We start from the raw sequence: 15,895 nt of genomic DNA, 5'->3' as shown, positions 1-15,895 counted from the left end.
CCGATGACCACCGACACCACCATCAAGGACGCCGCCCCCGGCGCCTCCGCACCCGAAGAGGTCGTGCTCGACGCCCGCGGCGTCACCATGCGCTTCGGCGGCCTGACCGCCGTACGCAATGTCGACCTCACGGTCAACAGCGGCGAGATCGTCGGCCTGATCGGCCCCAACGGCGCCGGCAAGACGACCTTCTTCAACTGCCTGACCGGCCTGTACATCCCCACCGAGGGCGAGGTCCGCTACAAGGGCGCCCTCCTGCCGCCGAAATCCTTCAAGGTCACCGCGGCCGGCGTCGCCCGGACCTTCCAGAACATCCGTCTGTTCGCCAACATGACGGTCCTGGAGAACGTGCTCGTCGGCCGTCACACCCGCACCAGAGAGGGCCTGTGGTCCGCCCTGCTGCGCGGCCCGGGCTTCCACCGGGCCGAGGCCGCCTCCCGGGCGCGGGCCATGGAACTCCTGGAGTTCGTCGGCCTGGAGAACAAGGCGGAGCACCTGGCCCGCAACCTGCCCTACGGCGAGCAGCGCAAGCTGGAGATCGCCCGGGCGATGGCGAGCGAGCCCGGCCTGCTGCTCCTGGACGAGCCGACCGCCGGCATGAACCCGCAGGAGACCCGGGCCACCGAGGAACTGGTCTTCGCCATCCGGGACCGGGGCATCGCCGTACTCGTCATCGAGCACGACATGCGCTTCATCTTCAACCTCTGTGACCGCGTCGCCGTCCTGGTGCAGGGCGAGAAGCTCGTCGAGGGCGACAGCGCGACCGTGCAGGGCGACGAACGCGTCGTCGCCGCCTACCTCGGCGAGCCCTACGAGGACGCTCCCGGCGACGAGGAGGTCGCCGAGGTCGAGGCGGCCGAGGCGCACGCCGAGACCACGACGGACGCCGCGCCCGGCAAGGAGAACGACCGATGACCGCACTGCTCGAAGTGGAGGACCTGCGGGTCGCCTACGGCAAGATCGAGGCCGTCAAGGGCATCTCCTTCAAGGTCGAGGCCGGTCAGGTGGTCACCCTCATCGGCACCAACGGCGCCGGCAAGACCACCACGCTGCGCACGCTGTCCGGTCTGCTCAAGCCGGTCGGCGGGCAGATCCGGTTCAACGGCAGGTCGCTGAAGAAGATCCCGGCCCACGACGTGGTCGCGCTGGGCCTCGCCCACTCCCCCGAGGGGCGGCACATCTTCCCGCGCATGACCATCGAGGACAACCTGCGCCTCGGCGCGTTCCTGCGCAACGACAAGCCGGGCATCGAGAAGGACATCCAGCGCGCCTACGACCTCTTCCCCATCCTCGGGGAGCGCAGGAAGCAGGCCGCGGGCACCCTCTCGGGCGGTGAGCAGCAGATGCTGGCGATGGGCCGCGCCCTGATGTCCCAGCCGAAGCTGCTGATGCTGGACGAGCCGTCCATGGGCCTGTCACCGATCATGATGCAGAAGATCATGGCGACGATCGCCGAGCTGAAGTCCCAGGGCACCACCATCCTGCTGGTCGAGCAGAACGCCCAGGCGGCGCTCTCGCTGGCCGACCAGGGCCATGTCATGGAGGTGGGCTCCATCGTGCTGTCCGGCACGGGGCAGGACCTGCTGCACGACGAGTCCGTGCGCAAGGCCTATCTCGGCGAGGACTGACCGGTCCCGCCGGCCGGACCGCGGCGAGGCCCGCGCCCTCTTCTCCGGGGCGCGGGCCTCGTCGTGCACGTGCTCGGCACGCAGCCGATCGCCCTGCCCGGCACCGCGGGAGTGCCCGGCGTGCGGGGCTCAGTCCTTCTTGCCGGTCTTCTTCTCCTCGCTGTCCGCGATGACGGCCTCGGCGACCTGCTGCATCGACATGCGGCGGTCCATGGAGGTCTTCTGGATCCAGCGGAAGGCGGCCGGCTCGGTCAGGCCGTACTCGGTCTGCAGGACGGACTTGGCGCGGTCGACCAGCTTGCGGGTCTCCAGCCGCAGGGTGAGGTCGGCGACCTCCTGCTCCAGCTGCTTCAGCTCGGTGAAGCGGGAGACGGCCATCTCGATCGCCGGGACGACGTCGCTCTTGCTGAACGGCTTGACCAGGTAGGCCATGGCACCGGCGTCCCGGGCCCGCTCCACCAGGTCGCGCTGCGAGAAGGCGGTGAGCATCAGGACCGGGGCGATGGACTCCTCGGCGATCTTCTCGGCCGCGGAGATGCCGTCGAGCTTGGGCATCTTCACGTCCAGGATGACCAGGTCCGGCTTGTGCTCACGGGCCAGCTCGACGGCCTGCTCACCGTCCCCGGCCTCGCCGACGACGGTGTACCCCTCCTCCTCGAGCATCTCTTTGAGGTCGAGCCGGATCAGGGCCTCGTCCTCGGCGATGACGACACGGGTCGTCAGCGGAGGCACGTGCGACTTGTCGTCGTCGGGCGCGTCTACGGGCTGGGGCGACTCGGCGGTCACGGGGGCTCCTCGTTCAGGGCAGGGGTACTGCTGACAAGAGCCTACCTAGCTACGGTATGGTGTACGCGCGGAGGGTCAGGGAAACCTTTGATTCTGCGAGCCCCGGTAGCCCAATTGGCAGCAGGCAATGGATTCAAAACCCATACAGTGTCGGTTCGAGTCCGACCCGGGGCACTTTTCCTTTGATTCAAAGGTCGCTCATCTAAGCGGAGGATCACGTTCGTGTGGTTCTCCGCTTTTTGCTGCGCGTTGCGCGAGTCAGCCACCCAGAGTGGTCACGACATCGGCACGCGCAAGCGAGCACTCTCGCTGGTGGCACAGGGGCGCAGTCTCAGCTCCGTGAGCAGGGAGACGGGGATATCCCGCTACGCGATCCGCTCGTGGCAGACACGCGTCGAGCCCGTCCATCGCGTCGGTAGGCCCTGTCCCCGCTGCCAAGAGGTCCCCTCTCCGCCTGAGGACCCTGCCGCTTATGCCTACCTTCTCGGGCTGTACCTCGGTGACGGCTGCATCAGCGCTCATCACAGAGGCGTCTATTTCATGCGCGTCACCTTGGACGCCGCGTGGCCGGGGATCATCGATGCGTGTGAGGAGGCACTTCGCGCGGTGCGCCCCGAGAACAGCGCCTCCCGCGTCCGGAGAGAGGGTTGTGTCGTGGTCACCAGCACCAGCAAACACTGGCCCTGCCTCTTCCCCCAGCACGGCCCCGGCAAGAAGCACGAGCGTGCGATCGTCCTCGAAGCCTGGCAGCAAGCCGTCGTCGACGCCCACCCCTGGGACTTCGTCCGCGGTCTCATCCACTCCGACGGCTGCCGCATCACCAACTGGACGACGCGCCTCGTCGCCGGTGAGCGGAAGCGGTACGAGTATCCGCGGTACTTCTTCACCAACAAGTCCGACGACATCCGGGCCCTTTACACCGACACCCTCGACCGGCTCGGTGTCGAGTGGACGCACTGCACCCGCGGCGGCGTCCCGTTCACCATCTCCGTCGCCCGAAAGGCCGACGTGGCCCTCATGGACACCCACGTCGGCCCCAAGCACTGAAAAGGTCCGCCGGCCGTCACTTCGGGCTGTCGTCCTCGCCGATGTGGTGGACGCGGACCATGTTGGTCGAACCGGAGACCCCGGGCGGAGAGCCGGCCGTGATCACCACGATGTCCCCCTTGGCGCAGCGGCCGTACTTCAGCAGCAGTTCGTCGACCTGGTCGACCATGGCGTCCGTGGAGTCCACGTGCGGGCCGAGGAAGGTCTCGGCGCCCCAGGTGAGGCTGAGCTGGGAGCGGGTGGCCGGCTCGGGGGTGAACGCCAGCAGCGGGATCGGCGAGCGGTAGCGGGAGAGCCGGCGGGCCGTGTCTCCCGACTGGGTGAACGCCACCAGGAACTTCGCGCCGAGGAAGTCGCCCATCTCGGCGGCGGCCCGGGCGACCGCGCCGCCCTGGGTGCGCGGCTTGTTCCGCTCGGTCAGCGGCGGCAGGCCCCCCGCCAGGATGTCCTCCTCGGCCGCCTCGACGATCTTCGCCATGGTGCGCACGGTCTCGATCGGGTGCTTGCCGACGCTGGTCTCACCGGAGAGCATCACCGCGTCCGTGCCGTCGATGACGGCGTTGGCCACGTCGGAGGCCTCGGCGCGGGTCGGGCGCGAGTTCTCGATCATCGAGTCCAGCATCTGGGTGGCCACGATGACCGGCTTGGCGTTGCGCTTGGCGAGCTTGATGGCGCGCTTCTGGACGATCGGGACCTGCTCCAGCGGCATCTCCACGCCCAGGTCGCCGCGCGCGACCATGATGCCGTCGAAGGCGGCCACGATGCCGTCGATGTTCTGGACCGCCTGCGGCTTCTCGACCTTGGCGATCAGCGGGAGGCGGCGGCCCTCCTCGGCCATGATCCGGTGCACGTCCCTGACGTCGTCGCCGCTGCGCACGAAGGAGAGGGCGACGACGTCGAAGCCGGTGCGCAGCGCCCAGCGCAGGTCGTCCTCGTCCTTCTTGGACAGGGCGGGGACCGAGACGGCGACACCGGGGAGGTTCAGGCCCTTGTGGTCGGAGACCATGCCGCCCTCGACCACCCGGGTGTGGACGCGGGGGCCGTCGACGGCGGTCACCTCCAGGCAGACCTTGCCGTCGTCGACGAGGACGCGTTCGCCGGGGGTGACGTCGGCGGCGAGACCGGCGTAGGTGGTGCCGCACCCGTGCCGGTCGCCTTCGGCGCCCTCTTCCACGGTGATGGTGAAGGTGTCGCCGCGTTCAAGGAGTACCGGTCCTTCGGCGAAGCGTTCGAGGCGGATCTTCGGGCCTTGAAGATCGGCGAGGACTCCGACGCTGCGGCCGGTCTCGTCGGCGGCTTTCCGCACCCGCTGGTAACGCTCCTCGTGTTCGGCGTGCGTGCCGTGGCTGAGGTTGAAGCGGGCGACGTCCATTCCGGCCTCGACCAGTGCCTTGATCTGGTCGTACGAGTCGGTGGCGGGCCCCAATGTACAAACGATCTTTGCTCGGCGCATGGTTCGAGCCTAGGCCTTACCCGTCGGTAGAGAATCCGGGTCGCATGTCGACTCAACAACCTTTACGTGAAGCCTTATTGACAAGTGTTGAATTGTGCGACCCATCGCTCCGATGAGCGAATTTCTGCCCTCGGAGCCTGGCGCATCGGGTCATGCTCAGGTCAGAATCTACGCGCGTCGTCAATCAGCACCGAGGAGACAGAGAGATGCCGTTGAACCGCCGGAAGTTCCTGAAGAAGTCCGCCGCCACCGGGGCGGGGGTGGCGGTCGCCGGCGCGGCGGCGGCTCCGGCGGCCGAGGCTGCGGAGCCCGAGCGGCCGGGACACCACGCGAAGCGGTACTCCCTGACCGTGATGGGCACGACCGACCTGCACGGCAACGTCTTCAACTGGGACTACTTCAAGGACGCCGAGTACTCCGACAAGGCCGGCAACGCGTTGGGCCTGGCGCGGATCTCCACCCTGGTCGACCAGGTGCGCAAGGAGAAGGGCCGCTGCAACACGCTGCTGCTGGACGCCGGTGACACCATCCAGGGCACCCCGCTGGCGTACTACTACGCCAAGGTCGACCCGATCACCGCCAAGGGCGGCCCGGTGCACCCGATGGCGCAGGCGATGAACGCGATCGGGTACGACGCGGCGGCGCTCGGCAACCACGAGTTCAACTACGGCATCGAGACCCTGCGCAGGTTCGAGGACCAGCTGGACTTCCCGCTGCTCGGCGCCAACGCGGTCGACGCCCGGACGCTCAGGCCGGCCTTCCCGCCCTACTTCTTCAAGACGTTCCACGTGCCCGGCGCCAAGCCGGTCAAGGTCGCCGTGCTCGGCCTGACCAACCCCGGCATCGCCATCTGGGACAAGGCCTATGTGCAGGGCAAGCTGAAGTTCGAGGGCCTGGAGGAGCAGGCCGCGAAGTGGGTGCCGAGGCTCAGGTCGATGGGCGCCGACGTGGTGGTGGTCTCCGCGCACTCGGGTACGTCGGGCACGTCGTCGTACGGTGACCAGGTGCCGTACGTGGAGAACGCGGCGGTGAACGTCGCCAGGCAGGTCCCCGGCATCGACGCGATCCTGGTCGGCCACGCGCACGTGGAGATCCCGGAGTTGAAGGTCGTCAACGACCAGACCGGCAGGACGGTCGTGCTCTCCGAGCCGCTGTGCTACGCCGAGCGGCTCACCCTCTTCGACATCGAGCTGGTCTTCGCCAGGGGGAAGTGGGAGGTGGAGTCGGTCTCCGCCTCGCTGCGCAACTCCAACACGGTCGCCGACGACCCGAGGATCACCAAGCTGCTCACCGACGAGCACCGGAAGGTCGTCGCGTACGTCAACCAGGTCGTGGGCAGGGCGACCGAGACGCTGACCACCGTCGAGGCCCGCTACAAGGACGCCCCGATCATCGACCTGATCACCAAGGTCCAGGAGGACGTGGTCAAGGCGGCACTCGCGGGCACCGAGTACGCCTCGCTGCCGGTGATCGCCCAGGCCTCGCCGTTCTCCCGGACCTCCCAGATCCCGGCAGGCGACGTGACCGTCCGGGACCTGTCGAGCCTGTACGTCTACGACAACACGCTGGTCGCCAAGTTGCTGACGGGCGCCCAGGTGCGCGCGTACCTGGAGTACTCGGCGGAGTACTACGCGCAGACGCCCGAGGGTGCGCCGGTGGACGTCGAGAAGCTGACCAACGCGGGCGGCCGCCCGGACTACAACTACGACTACGTCTCGGGCCTGACGTACGACATCGACATCGCCCAGCCGGCCGGTTCGCGGATCCGGAACCTGTCCTTCGGCGGGGTTCCGCTCGACGACACCCGGCAGTTCGTGCTCGCGGTGAACAACTACCGGGCCAACGGCGGCGGCGCGTTCCCGCACGTCGCCACGGCGAAGGAGCTGTGGTCGGAGTCGACGGAGATCCGCACCAGGATCGCGGAGTGGGTGACCGCCAAGGGCGTCCTCGACCCGAAGGACTTCGCCTCGGTGGACTGGAAGCTCACGCGGAACGGCACCCCCGTGTTCTAGAGCCGCTCCGCCCCGTTCACCGGCCCCGTTCGTCACCTGCCTTCGACGAGCGGGGTCAGCCGTTGCACCTGCCGGGCCTGTGGCATCCGGGACCGGTCGTCTTCCAGCCCGAAGGTGGTGAAGGCCGTCCGGACCGGCAGCGGGTAGGGGTCCTTCCCGGTGAGCGAGTTCAGGATGGTGGCGCTGCGCCAGGCGGCGAGGCCGAGGTCGGGGGCGCCGACGCCGTGGGTGTGCAGCTCGGCGTTCTGGACGTACACCGAACCGGTGACCGACGGGTCGAGGACCAGCCGGAAGTTCTCGTCGATGCGGGGCCGGTCGCTGCTGTCGCGGCGCAGATAGGGGTCGAGCCCGGCGAGGATGCGGCCGAGGGGGCGCTCCCGGTAGCCGGTGGCGAGGACGACCGCGCCGGTGGTGAGCCGGGAGCGGCTGCCCTGCTGGAGGTGGTCCAGATGCAGTTCCACGTGGGTGGTGGCGACCCGGCCGGCCGTGCGGACACTGACACCGGGGGTGAGGACGGCGTCGGGCCAGCCGCCGTCCAGGGTGCGCCGGTACAGCTCGTCGTGGATCGCCGCGAGCGTGCCGGCGTCGATGCCCTTGTGCAGCTGCCACTGGGCGGAGACCAGCCGGTCGCGGACCGGTTCGGCGAGGGCGTGGAAGTAGCGGGTGTAGTCGGGTGTGAAGTGCTCCAGGCCGAGCTTGGAGTACTCCATCGGGGCGAACGCCTCCGTGCGGCCGATCCAGTGCAGCTGCTCACGGCCGGCGGGGCGGTGGCGCAGCAGGTCGAGGAAGATCTCGGCACCGGTCTGCCCGGAGCCGACGACGGTCACGTGCCCGGCGGCGAGGACGGTGTCGCGGTGGGCCAGGTAGTCGGCGGCGTGCAGGACGGGCACACCGGGCATGTCCACGAGGGGCCGCAGCGGGTCGGGCACATGGGGGACGGTGCCGACTCCGAGGACGATGTTGTTGGTGTAGGTGCGGCCCAGGGCCTCGGCCTCGCCGTCGGCGTCGAGCTGGGTGAAGTCGACCTCGAACACGTCCCGCTCGGGATTCCAGCGGACGGCGTCGACCTGATGGCGGAAGTGCAGCCCCGGCAGGCTCTGCGCGACCCAGCGGCAGTAGGCGTCGTACTCGGCGCGCTGGATGTGGAAGTGCTCGGAGAAGTAGAAGGGGAAGAGCCGGTCACGGGCCCTGAGGTAGTTCAGGAAGGTCCAGGCGCTGGTGGGGTCGGCGAGGGTCACCAGGTCGGCGAGGAAGGGCACCTGGACGGTGGCCCCGTCGATGAGCAGGCCCGGGTGCCAGTCGAAGCCGGGGCGCTGCTCGTAGAAGACGGCGTCGAGTTCGGCGAGCGGGTGGGCGAGGGCGGCGAGGGAGAGGTTGCACGGTCCGATGCCGATGCCGACCAGGTCGCGTGGGGATGCGGGCTCGTGGCGTGGGGGGATGGTCATGTGGGGGTGGTTCCTTCTGCGAGTTTCAGGAGCTGGGCCAGGTCGTCCGGCCCGGCCTGGGGGTTGAGGAGGGTGGCCTTGAGCCAGAGGCGGCCGTCCAGCCGGGCGCGGCCGAGGACGGCCCGGCCCTCGTGCAGCAGCCTGCGGCGTACGGCGGCCACGGCGGCGTCGTCGGCCGCGGCGGGCCGGAAGAGCACCGTGCTGATGACGGGCGGGGCGTACAGCTCGAAGTCGGGGTGGTCCCGGACCAGCGCGGCGAATTCCCGGGCGCGGGCGCAGACCTGGTCGACGAGGGCGCCGAGGCCGCGGCGTCCCACGGTCTTCAGGGTGACCGCGATCTTGAGGATGTCGGGGCGGCGGCTGGTGCGCAGGGAGCGGCCGAGCAGATCGGGGAGTCCGGCCTCGGTGTCGTCGTCGGCGTTGAGATAGTCGGCGCGCTGGTTCAGTACGGCGAGTTCCCGCGGGCGGGCGACGGCGAGGAGGCCGGCGGCGACCGGCTGCCAGCCGAGCTTGTGCAGGTCGAGGGTGACGGTGTGGGCCGCCTCGAGTCCGGCGAGCCGGTCGTGGTGCCGGTCGCTGAAGAGAAGGCCCGCGCCGTAGGCGGCGTCGACGTGCAGGCGCGCGCCGTGGGCGGCGCACAGCCCGGCGATCTCGGGCAGCGGGTCGATGAGGCCGGCGTCGGTGGTGCCCGCGGTGGCGGCGACCAGCAGGGGGCCGGGTGCGGCAGTGAGGGTCTCGTGCAGGGCGGCCGGATCGAGGATGCCGCGCGGCGCCGGGACGACGACCGGGTCGGGCAGGCCGAGCAACCATGCGGCACGTGGCAGGGAGTGGTGGGCGTTGGCGCCGCAGACCAGCCGGACGCCGGCGCCCTGGGTCTCCCGCGCGAGCAGCAGGGCGAGCTGGTTGGACTCGGTGCCGCCGGTGGTGACCAGGGCGTCGGCGAGGCCGGCCGCGTGGGCGAGGGCGCGGGTGACCACGGCCTCGAGGGCGGCGGCGGCCGGGGCCTGGTCCCAGGAGTCCATGGAGGGGTTGAGGGCGCTCGCGGCGAGGTCGGCGGCGGTGGCGACGGCGAGCGGCGGGCAGTGCAGATGGGCCGCGCACAGCGGGTCGGCGGGGTCGGCGGCGCCCTCGGCGAGGACCTGCACCAGGGCTTGCAGGGCGCCGGGGTCGCCGTCGTCCGGCAGGACGTCCCCGACGGTGTCGGCGACGCGCGCGGCCACGGCCTCCGGTCCGCCGGCGGGCAGCGGTCCGCCGCGCGCCCGGCCGCCGGCCGCGAGCGCGTCGAGGACGGTACCGAGCAGCGGCCGCAGGGCGTCCGGGCCGTCCGGTCCCGAGGCGAGGGGCGGCTGCGTGCTCATGGGCTCTCCTCCGGGGCGCGAGGACGGTGCCGGAGGCTGCTTGTACGCACGTTTCCGTCCGGGGACTTCCAGCTTGTACGGGAAGCGGCCCTCGCGTCCCGAAAGAGCGGGGATCAGTACCCGAAAGTGGGTACTGCCGTACGGGGAAAACGTGTTGGATCCCAGCGGTACCCGCCCGTGCCGACGGAAAACCTGCCCTGCCCGGACGGCCGCGCGCGGCGGGCCGGACCGGCCCGGGGCGGGGCGGGGCAGGCCGCGGCGGGGGCCGGGCAGGACGTTGACGGACGGGACGGGGCCGGGCAGGAGGTTGGCGGACGGGGCCGGGCGGGAGGTTGGCGGACGGGGCCGGGCGGGAGGTTGGCGGACGGGACCGGGCCGGGCGGGACGTTGGCGGGCGGGACGGGGCCGGCCGTCAGGCGTAGGTGCCGCGAGCGCCCTGCACCCGCGGCCCCTCTTCACCTCCCCCCGTCCCCTCGTCCCCTCCCCTCCCCTCCCCTCCCCCCGTCCCGTCCTGCCGGGCTCCGCTCTACGCCTGTTCGTCGCGTACGCGCAGAGCGCGGGACAGGTCGTCGAGGCGGTCGGCGAGGGTGCGGCGCAGGGCCGGAGTGAGGTCCGCCTCGCGCACGCAGGCCTCGCCAAGGCGCAGGTTCTCGCCGTCCACGGCGTGGGACGGGAAGGCCCAGCGGCCTGCGGCGACCCCGATGGCGGGGCCCCGGCGGGCGGCCACGGCGACGGCGTCCGCGTAGTAGCGCGGCACGTACTCCCGTACCAGCTCGGCCTGTTCGGGCTGCCAGAAGCCCTGGGCGGTGGCCGTGAAGAGGTAGTTGGACAGCTCGTCGCCGGCGAACATGGCCTCCCAGGCGGCCCGCTTGGTCTCCGGGTCGGGCAGGGCGGCACGGCAGCGGGCGGCGCCCTCCTGGCCGGTGGCGCTCGGGTCGCGCTCCAGTTCGGCGGCGATGGCGGCCTCGTCGGTGGCGCCGAGCACGGCGAGCCGGCCGAGGATGCGCCAGCGCAGTTCGGGGTCGAGTTCCGGCCCGCCGGGGACCGTGCCGTCGGCGAGCCAGGCGGCGATGGCGTCGGGGTGGGCGGCCACGCCGATCAGATGCCGTACGGCGATCAGGCGCAGGCCGGGGTTGTCGCCGTCCTCGGTGCGCCGCAGCAGATCGCGGCAGAGGGAGGTGAGCGTGGCCAGGGCGGCCGGGCGCTCCTCGGCGCGCAGGTACTGGTCGGCGATGTGCCCGGAGGCGAAGGCGAGGACGCCCTGGACGACGGCCAGGTCGGTCTCGCGCGGCAGATGGGCGCGGGCCGTCTCCAGGTAGGCGGCGGGCGGGAGTTCGCCGTCGCGCACGGCGTCCCTGAGGGCGTTCCAGACGACCGCCCGGTTGAGCGGGTCGGGCAGGCCGGACAGGGCGGTGCGGATCGCCTCGAAGGAGCCGTCGTCGAAGCGGACCTTGGCGTACGTCAGGTCGCCGTCGTTGAGCAGCAGCAGGGCGGGGCGCTTGCCGACGGGCTGCGGGGCGGTGTGCGGGACGTCGAGATCCAGGCGCTCGCGCAGCACCAGCCGGCCCTCGTCGGTGATGTCGTGGTCGTACAGTCCGGCGACGAGGCGGTGCGGCCGGCTGCCCGCGCGGTCGACGGTCAGGGTGCAGGCGCCCGCGTCGGCGGAGATCACGGGCGTGAGGGTGTCGACGCCGGTGGTGCGCAGCCAGGCGTCCGCCCAGGCGTGCACGTCCCGGTCGGTGGCCGAGGCGAGGGAGTCGATGAAGTCGGCGAGGGTGGCGTTGCCGAACTTGTGCCGGGCGAAGTGGGTGTTGATCCCGGCGAGGAAGTCCTTCTCGCCGAGCCAGGTGGCCAGCTGGCGCAGCGCGGAGGCGCCCTTGGCGTAGGAGATGCCGTCGAAGTTGAGCAGCGCGGAGGCCGTGTCGTCGACGTTCTCGGGGGCGACCGGGTGGGTGGTGGGCCGCTGGTCGGCGTCGTAGCCCCAGGCCTTGCGGGTGACGCCGAACTCGGTCCAGGGGCCGGTGAACCGGGTGGCCTCCGCGGTGGTCCGGTAGCCCATGTACTCGGCGAAGGACTCGTTCAGCCAGATATCGTCCCACCACTTGAGGGTGACGAGGTCGCCGAACCACATGTGGGCCATCTCGTGCGCGATGACCATGGCGCGGGTCTGCCGCTCGGTGTCGGTGACGGCGGAGCGGTAGACGAAGTCGTCGCGGAAGGTGACCAGGCCGGGGTTCTCCATGGCGCCGGCGTTGAACTCGGGGACGAACGCCTGGTCGTAGGAGTCGAAGGGGTACGGCTCCTCGAACGTCTCGTGGTAGCGGTCGAAGCACGCGCGCGTGATGTCGAGGATCTCGTCGGCGTCGGCGTCGAGGTACGGCGCGAGCGAGCGGCGGCAGTGCAGGGCGAAGGGCAGTCCGCGGTGTTCGGACCGCACCGAGTGCCAGGGGCCGGCGGCGACGGCGACGAGGTAGGTGGAGATCAGCGGGGTGGCCGCGGCCTGCCACACGCCGTCGCCCTGCCGCTCGGTGATGCCGTTGGCGAGGACGGTCCAGCCGTCGGGCGCCTTCACGGAGACCTCGAAGACGGCCTTCAGGTCCGGCTGGTCGAAGGCGGCGAAGATGCGCTGGACGTCGTCCATGAACATCTGCGAGTACACGTACGTCTCGCCGTCGCTGGGGTCGGTGAAGCGGTGCATGCCCTCGCCGGTGCGGGAGTAGCGCATGACCGCGTCGACGCGCAGTTCGTGCTCGCCCGCGGTGAGGTTCCGCAGCGGCAGCCGGCCCTCGTCCAGCGTCTCCGGGTCGAGGGGCTGCCCGTCGAGCGTGACCCCGCGCAGTTCGACGGGCTTCAGCTCGACGAACGTGTCCCCGTCGGACCGTGCGGTGAACCGGATGACGGTGCGGGAGCCGAAGGTCTCCTCACCGGTGGTGAGGTCCAGTTCGACCGTGTAGCGGTGGACGTCGAGGAACTGTGCTCGGTGCTGCGCCTCATCGCGCGTGAGTACGGACATGCAGGCCATGCTGCCTGATGGGACCGGCAGGGCACAGGGGCGGATCGGTACACGCCTTTTGTCCGTCCCGCCCCACTTCCACGCTCATCGTCCTGTTGCGCGGCGGCTCAGTGCCCGTTGGTGTCCTCCGCGATGCGCTCGTGGTGGCGGATCACCTCGCCGATGATGAAGGTCAGGAACTTCTCGGCGAACGCCGGGTCGAGCTTGGCGCTCTCGGCGAGCCGGCGCAGCCGCTCGATCTGCCGGGCCTCGCGCGCCGGGTCGGCGGGCGGCAGCTGGTGCACCGCCTTGAGCCTGCCGACCTGCTGGGTGGCCTTGAAGCGTTCGGCGAGCATGTGGACGACGGCCGCGTCGATGTTGTCGATGCTGTCGCGCAGCCGGTCCAGTTCCTGGCGGACCTCGGGGGCCACGTCACCGCTGCCGGTGTTGCTGGTGGTCATGGGGGTCCACCCTAGGGGGTCGCCGGGAGCCGGCTACGGGGGTGTCCGGAGAGTGGATGACAGGCGGGTCGCCGGGGTCGGGGACGCGGTCGCTCCAGCCACCGGGGACGGCGCGGCCCTGCTGGGCGCGCGCTCCGGCGAGGCGAAGGGCATCACCGGGGGCATCCTGCAGGAGCGGCAGTACCTGCACGGCGTACGCGCGCGTGGACTGGACCTGGACGCCTTCGCCGGGGGTGTGGCCCGGGTGCCCTTCGGCGCGCTGCCCGAGGAGGGCGCACCGGGGCTGTACCGGGGCACGCTCGCCGTCGGCGCGTCCGGGGACGCCCGGCTCGCACTGCCCGGCTGGACGCGCGGCTTCGCCTGGATCAACGGCTTCGGCCTGGGCCGCTACTGGTCGGCCGGTCCCCAGCAGTCCCTGTACGTCCCCGGGCCGGTGCTGCGGGAGGGCGCGAACGAGCTGTGGCTGCTGGAGCTGGAGCGGACCGGCCCGGACGGGCCGGGACCCCGGCTGCTGCCCCTGTGACCGGCCGCGTCCCCCGCTTACAGTGGAGAGGGGTTTCGACGTCTCAGGGGGTGCGTTCGTGGCGAACGGCAAACCCGTCGAGCACGGCTACCCGCACCTGGAGACGGTGCGGGCGGCCGTCACCGCGCTCTACAAGCGCCTGTCCTGCGACACGGTCCTGACGTTCGCGACCAGCCTCGCCCCGGCCGACGTGGCGTTCTGCGACACCGACGACCTGCATCTGGGCGCGCAGCGGGTGGCCCGCGAGATCGTGCGGCACTTCCGGCTGCCGGATGCGCGGCTCGTCGTCGGCTTCCGGGAGATGACCCATGCGGCGAACGTCGAACTGACGGCGGGCCCCGAGTACTTCGTCGAGCTGAACGACCGGTTCCGCAGCCATCGCCGCGACATCGGCGCGGCGCTCGCCCACGAGGTCGCCCACGTCTATCTGCACCGCCTGGACCTGGCCTTCCCCGGCACGGCGGCGAACGAGATCCTCACCGACACGGTGACGACCTACCTCGGCGCGGGCTGGCTGCTGCTGGACGCCTTCCGGCAGGACGAGGTCTCCTCGCAGAAGTTCGGCTACCTCACCCCGGAGGAGTTCGGCTACGTCCTGGCCAAACGGGCGCTGCTCTTCGACGAGGACCCCTCCGTCTGGTTCACCAGCCCGCAGGCCTACACCGCCTACACCATGGGCTTGGCCAAGGCCCGGCAGGACGAGCGGCAGCCGCCGCTGACCGCGGCCGGCCGGGCGGGCCGGCGCCGCTACGCCCACGACCGGCGGCACGCGTCCGACGGCCGGCCGGCGGCCCCCTACGCCTTCGCTCCCGGCCCCTCCGGCGACCTCCGTGTCTCTTTCCCCTGCCCGACCTGCCACCAGCGGATCAGGGTGCCGGTACGGGGACGCGTGCGCGCGCGGTGCGGGCTGTGCCGCACGGTACTGGAGTGCGACACCTAGCTTCCGGCCCGCATCCTCCGGCCGGCCGGCCCGTGCACCGGCGGCAGAGGCGGACTCGGGTACTGACGGCACAGGTGGACCGGGGGACCGGTGGCGCAAGCCGGCTTCCGACACCGGGCACGGCGGCGGCCTCGGACACCGACGGCGGAGGCGGACCCGGCCACCGGTCGCGGAAGCCGAGGCGGACCCGGCCACCGGTGGCCGAAGGGGAGTCGGGCACCGGCGGCCGAAGCAGGTTCGGATACCGGCGGCCGAAGCAGTCCGGGTCAGGCGCCGTAGACCGCGCCGGGAGGCTCCGCGGCCGCCAGCAGTTCCCGGGCCGCCTCCCCCGCCTCGGCGGGTGACCACCGTGTTCCCTTGCCGGCGGTGGGGCCGGGCCGCCAGCCCTCCATGACGGTGATCCGGCCGCCCTCCGCCTCGAACACCCGCCCGGTCACGCCGGCGCTGGCGGCCGAGCCGAGCCAGACCACGAGCGGGGAGACGTTCTCGGGTGCCATGGCGTCGAATCCGGCGGCCGGCGCCGCCATCGTGCCGGCGAAGGCCCGTTCCGTCATGCGCGTACGCGCGGCGGGGGCGACGGCGTTGACCTGCACGCCGTAGCGGGCCAGTTCGGCCGCCGCGACCAGGGTGAGGCCGAGGATCCCGGCCTTGGCCGCGCTGTAGTTGCCCTGCCCGACCGAGCCCAGCAGACCGGCCCCGCTGCTGGTGTGGACGACCCGGGCCGCCGGGGTGCGCCGCGCCTTGGTCTCGGCCCGCCAGTGCGCGGCCGCGTGCTTCAGGGGCAGGAAGTGGCCCTTGAGGTGGACGCGGATCACCGCGTCCCAGTCGTGTTCGTCGAGGTTGACCAGCATCCGGTCGCGCAGGAAGCCGGCGTTGCTGACGAGGGTGTCGAGCCGGCCGTACCCCTCCACGGCGGCCCGGATCAAGGACGCGGCACCCTCCCCGGTGGCGATGTCACCGCCGTGCGCGACCGCCTCACCGCCGAGGGCGACGATCTCGGCCGCGACGGCGTCCGCGGGGTTCTCCGCGCCCGGTGCGCCGTCCAGCGCGACACCGAGATCGTTGACGACGACCCGTGCCCCCTCGGCGGCGAAGGCGAGGGCGTGGGCGCGCCCGAGCCCACGGCCGGCTCCGGTGACGACGACCACCCGGCCGTCGCAGATTCCGCTCATCTCAGCTCCCTTGACGGGCGATCGGACACTTGTCGGCTCCCCCCACGGCGGGGCGGACAGACACCGGTCAGCTCCCCT

General features: G+C 71.5%; 12 protein-coding genes, 1 tRNA gene and 1 pseudogene. 7 read left to right on the top strand and 7 right to left on the bottom strand.

The window, feature by feature from the left end; genetic code table 11:
• Window positions 1-3: 3 nt before the first annotated feature.
• Both ABVB68_RS11405 and ABVB68_RS11400 read left to right on the top strand, forming a co-directional pair.
• Entirely contained in the window at window positions 4-915 is a 912-nt protein-coding gene (locus ABVB68_RS11405) for an ABC transporter ATP-binding protein (RefSeq protein ID WP_353600803.1), read from the top strand.
• Window positions 912-1,628, top strand: coding sequence for an ABC transporter ATP-binding protein (locus ABVB68_RS11400; protein ID WP_353600802.1), 717 nt, complete (start codon window positions 912-914; stop codon window positions 1,626-1,628). The genes ABVB68_RS11405 and ABVB68_RS11400 overlap by 4 nt, the downstream gene beginning before the upstream one ends.
• 129 nt (window positions 1,629-1,757) lie before the next feature.
• On the opposite strand, the gene ABVB68_RS11395 is transcribed toward ABVB68_RS11400, so the two are convergent.
• Entirely contained in the window at window positions 1,758-2,414 is a 657-nt protein-coding gene (locus ABVB68_RS11395) for an ANTAR domain-containing response regulator (protein WP_353600801.1), read from the bottom strand.
• A 99-nt stretch (window positions 2,415-2,513) separates the two neighbouring features.
• On the opposite strand from ABVB68_RS11395, the gene ABVB68_RS11390 reads away from it, so the two are divergent.
• A tRNA-Leu gene (locus ABVB68_RS11390) sits at window positions 2,514-2,588 on the top strand.
• A gap of 75 nt (window positions 2,589-2,663) precedes the next feature.
• Entirely contained in the window at window positions 2,664-3,461 is a 798-nt protein-coding gene (locus ABVB68_RS11385) for a helix-turn-helix domain-containing protein (RefSeq protein WP_353600875.1), read from the top strand.
• Window positions 3,462-3,477: 16 nt separating this feature from the next.
• Here ABVB68_RS11385 and pyk read toward each other — a convergent pair whose 3' ends face one another.
• Entirely contained in the window at window positions 3,478-4,914 is a 1,437-nt protein-coding gene (gene pyk, locus ABVB68_RS11380) for a pyruvate kinase (RefSeq protein WP_353600800.1), read from the bottom strand.
• A gap of 206 nt (window positions 4,915-5,120) precedes the next feature.
• On the opposite strand from pyk, the gene ABVB68_RS11375 reads away from it, so the two are divergent.
• The gene (locus tag ABVB68_RS11375; protein ID WP_353600799.1) at window positions 5,121-6,926 is read left to right on the top strand and encodes a bifunctional metallophosphatase/5'-nucleotidase; all 1,806 of its coding nucleotides are present in this window, start codon (window positions 5,121-5,123) and stop codon (window positions 6,924-6,926) included.
• 32 nt (window positions 6,927-6,958) lie between these two features.
• Here ABVB68_RS11375 and ABVB68_RS11370 read toward each other — a convergent pair whose 3' ends face one another.
• From ABVB68_RS11370 to ABVB68_RS11355, 4 genes are all read right to left on the bottom strand, one after another.
• Window positions 6,959-8,371 (bottom strand): lysine N(6)-hydroxylase/L-ornithine N(5)-oxygenase family protein, encoded by a 1,413-nt coding sequence (locus ABVB68_RS11370; protein ID WP_353600798.1) that lies wholly within the window; start codon window positions 8,369-8,371, stop codon window positions 6,959-6,961.
• Window positions 8,368-9,729: a pyridoxal phosphate-dependent decarboxylase family protein gene (locus ABVB68_RS11365; RefSeq protein WP_353600797.1), complete on the bottom strand. Its 1,362-nt coding sequence runs from the start codon at window positions 9,727-9,729 to the stop codon at window positions 8,368-8,370. Before ABVB68_RS11365 ends, ABVB68_RS11370 begins: the two co-directional genes overlap by 4 nt.
• A gap of 526 nt (window positions 9,730-10,255) precedes the next feature.
• Window positions 10,256-12,742 carry an aminopeptidase N gene (pepN, locus tag ABVB68_RS11360; RefSeq protein WP_353600796.1) on the bottom strand — a complete coding sequence of 829 codons (2,487 nt, stop codon included), beginning with the start codon at window positions 12,740-12,742 and terminating at the stop codon, window positions 10,256-10,258.
• Window positions 12,743-12,849: 107 nt separating this feature from the next.
• Complete coding sequence (locus ABVB68_RS11355) at window positions 12,850-13,182, bottom strand: chorismate mutase (protein ID WP_353600795.1); 333 nt, start codon at window positions 13,180-13,182, stop codon at window positions 12,850-12,852.
• 109 nt (window positions 13,183-13,291) lie between these two features.
• Between ABVB68_RS11355 and ABVB68_RS11350 the strand changes: the two are divergent.
• Window positions 13,292-13,705 (top strand): annotated as a pseudogene (locus ABVB68_RS11350) (beta-galactosidase); the annotation flags it as partial.
• A gap of 58 nt (window positions 13,706-13,763) precedes the next feature.
• Window positions 13,764-14,645 (top strand): hypothetical protein, encoded by an 882-nt coding sequence (locus ABVB68_RS11345; RefSeq protein WP_353600794.1) that lies wholly within the window; start codon window positions 13,764-13,766, stop codon window positions 14,643-14,645.
• 266 nt (window positions 14,646-14,911) lie between these two features.
• Here the strand turns inward: ABVB68_RS11345 and ABVB68_RS11340 are convergent, their stop codons facing one another.
• Entirely contained in the window at window positions 14,912-15,817 is a 906-nt protein-coding gene (locus ABVB68_RS11340; RefSeq protein ID WP_353600793.1) for an SDR family oxidoreductase, read from the bottom strand.
• Window positions 15,818-15,895: the final 78 nt, after the last annotated feature.

The sequence above is a fragment of the Streptomyces sp. NPDC096012 genome, assembly GCF_040426375.1.
Classification (GTDB): domain Bacteria; phylum Actinomycetota; class Actinomycetes; order Streptomycetales; family Streptomycetaceae; genus Streptomyces.
This window is presented reverse-complemented; position numbering and strand designations above follow the sequence as displayed.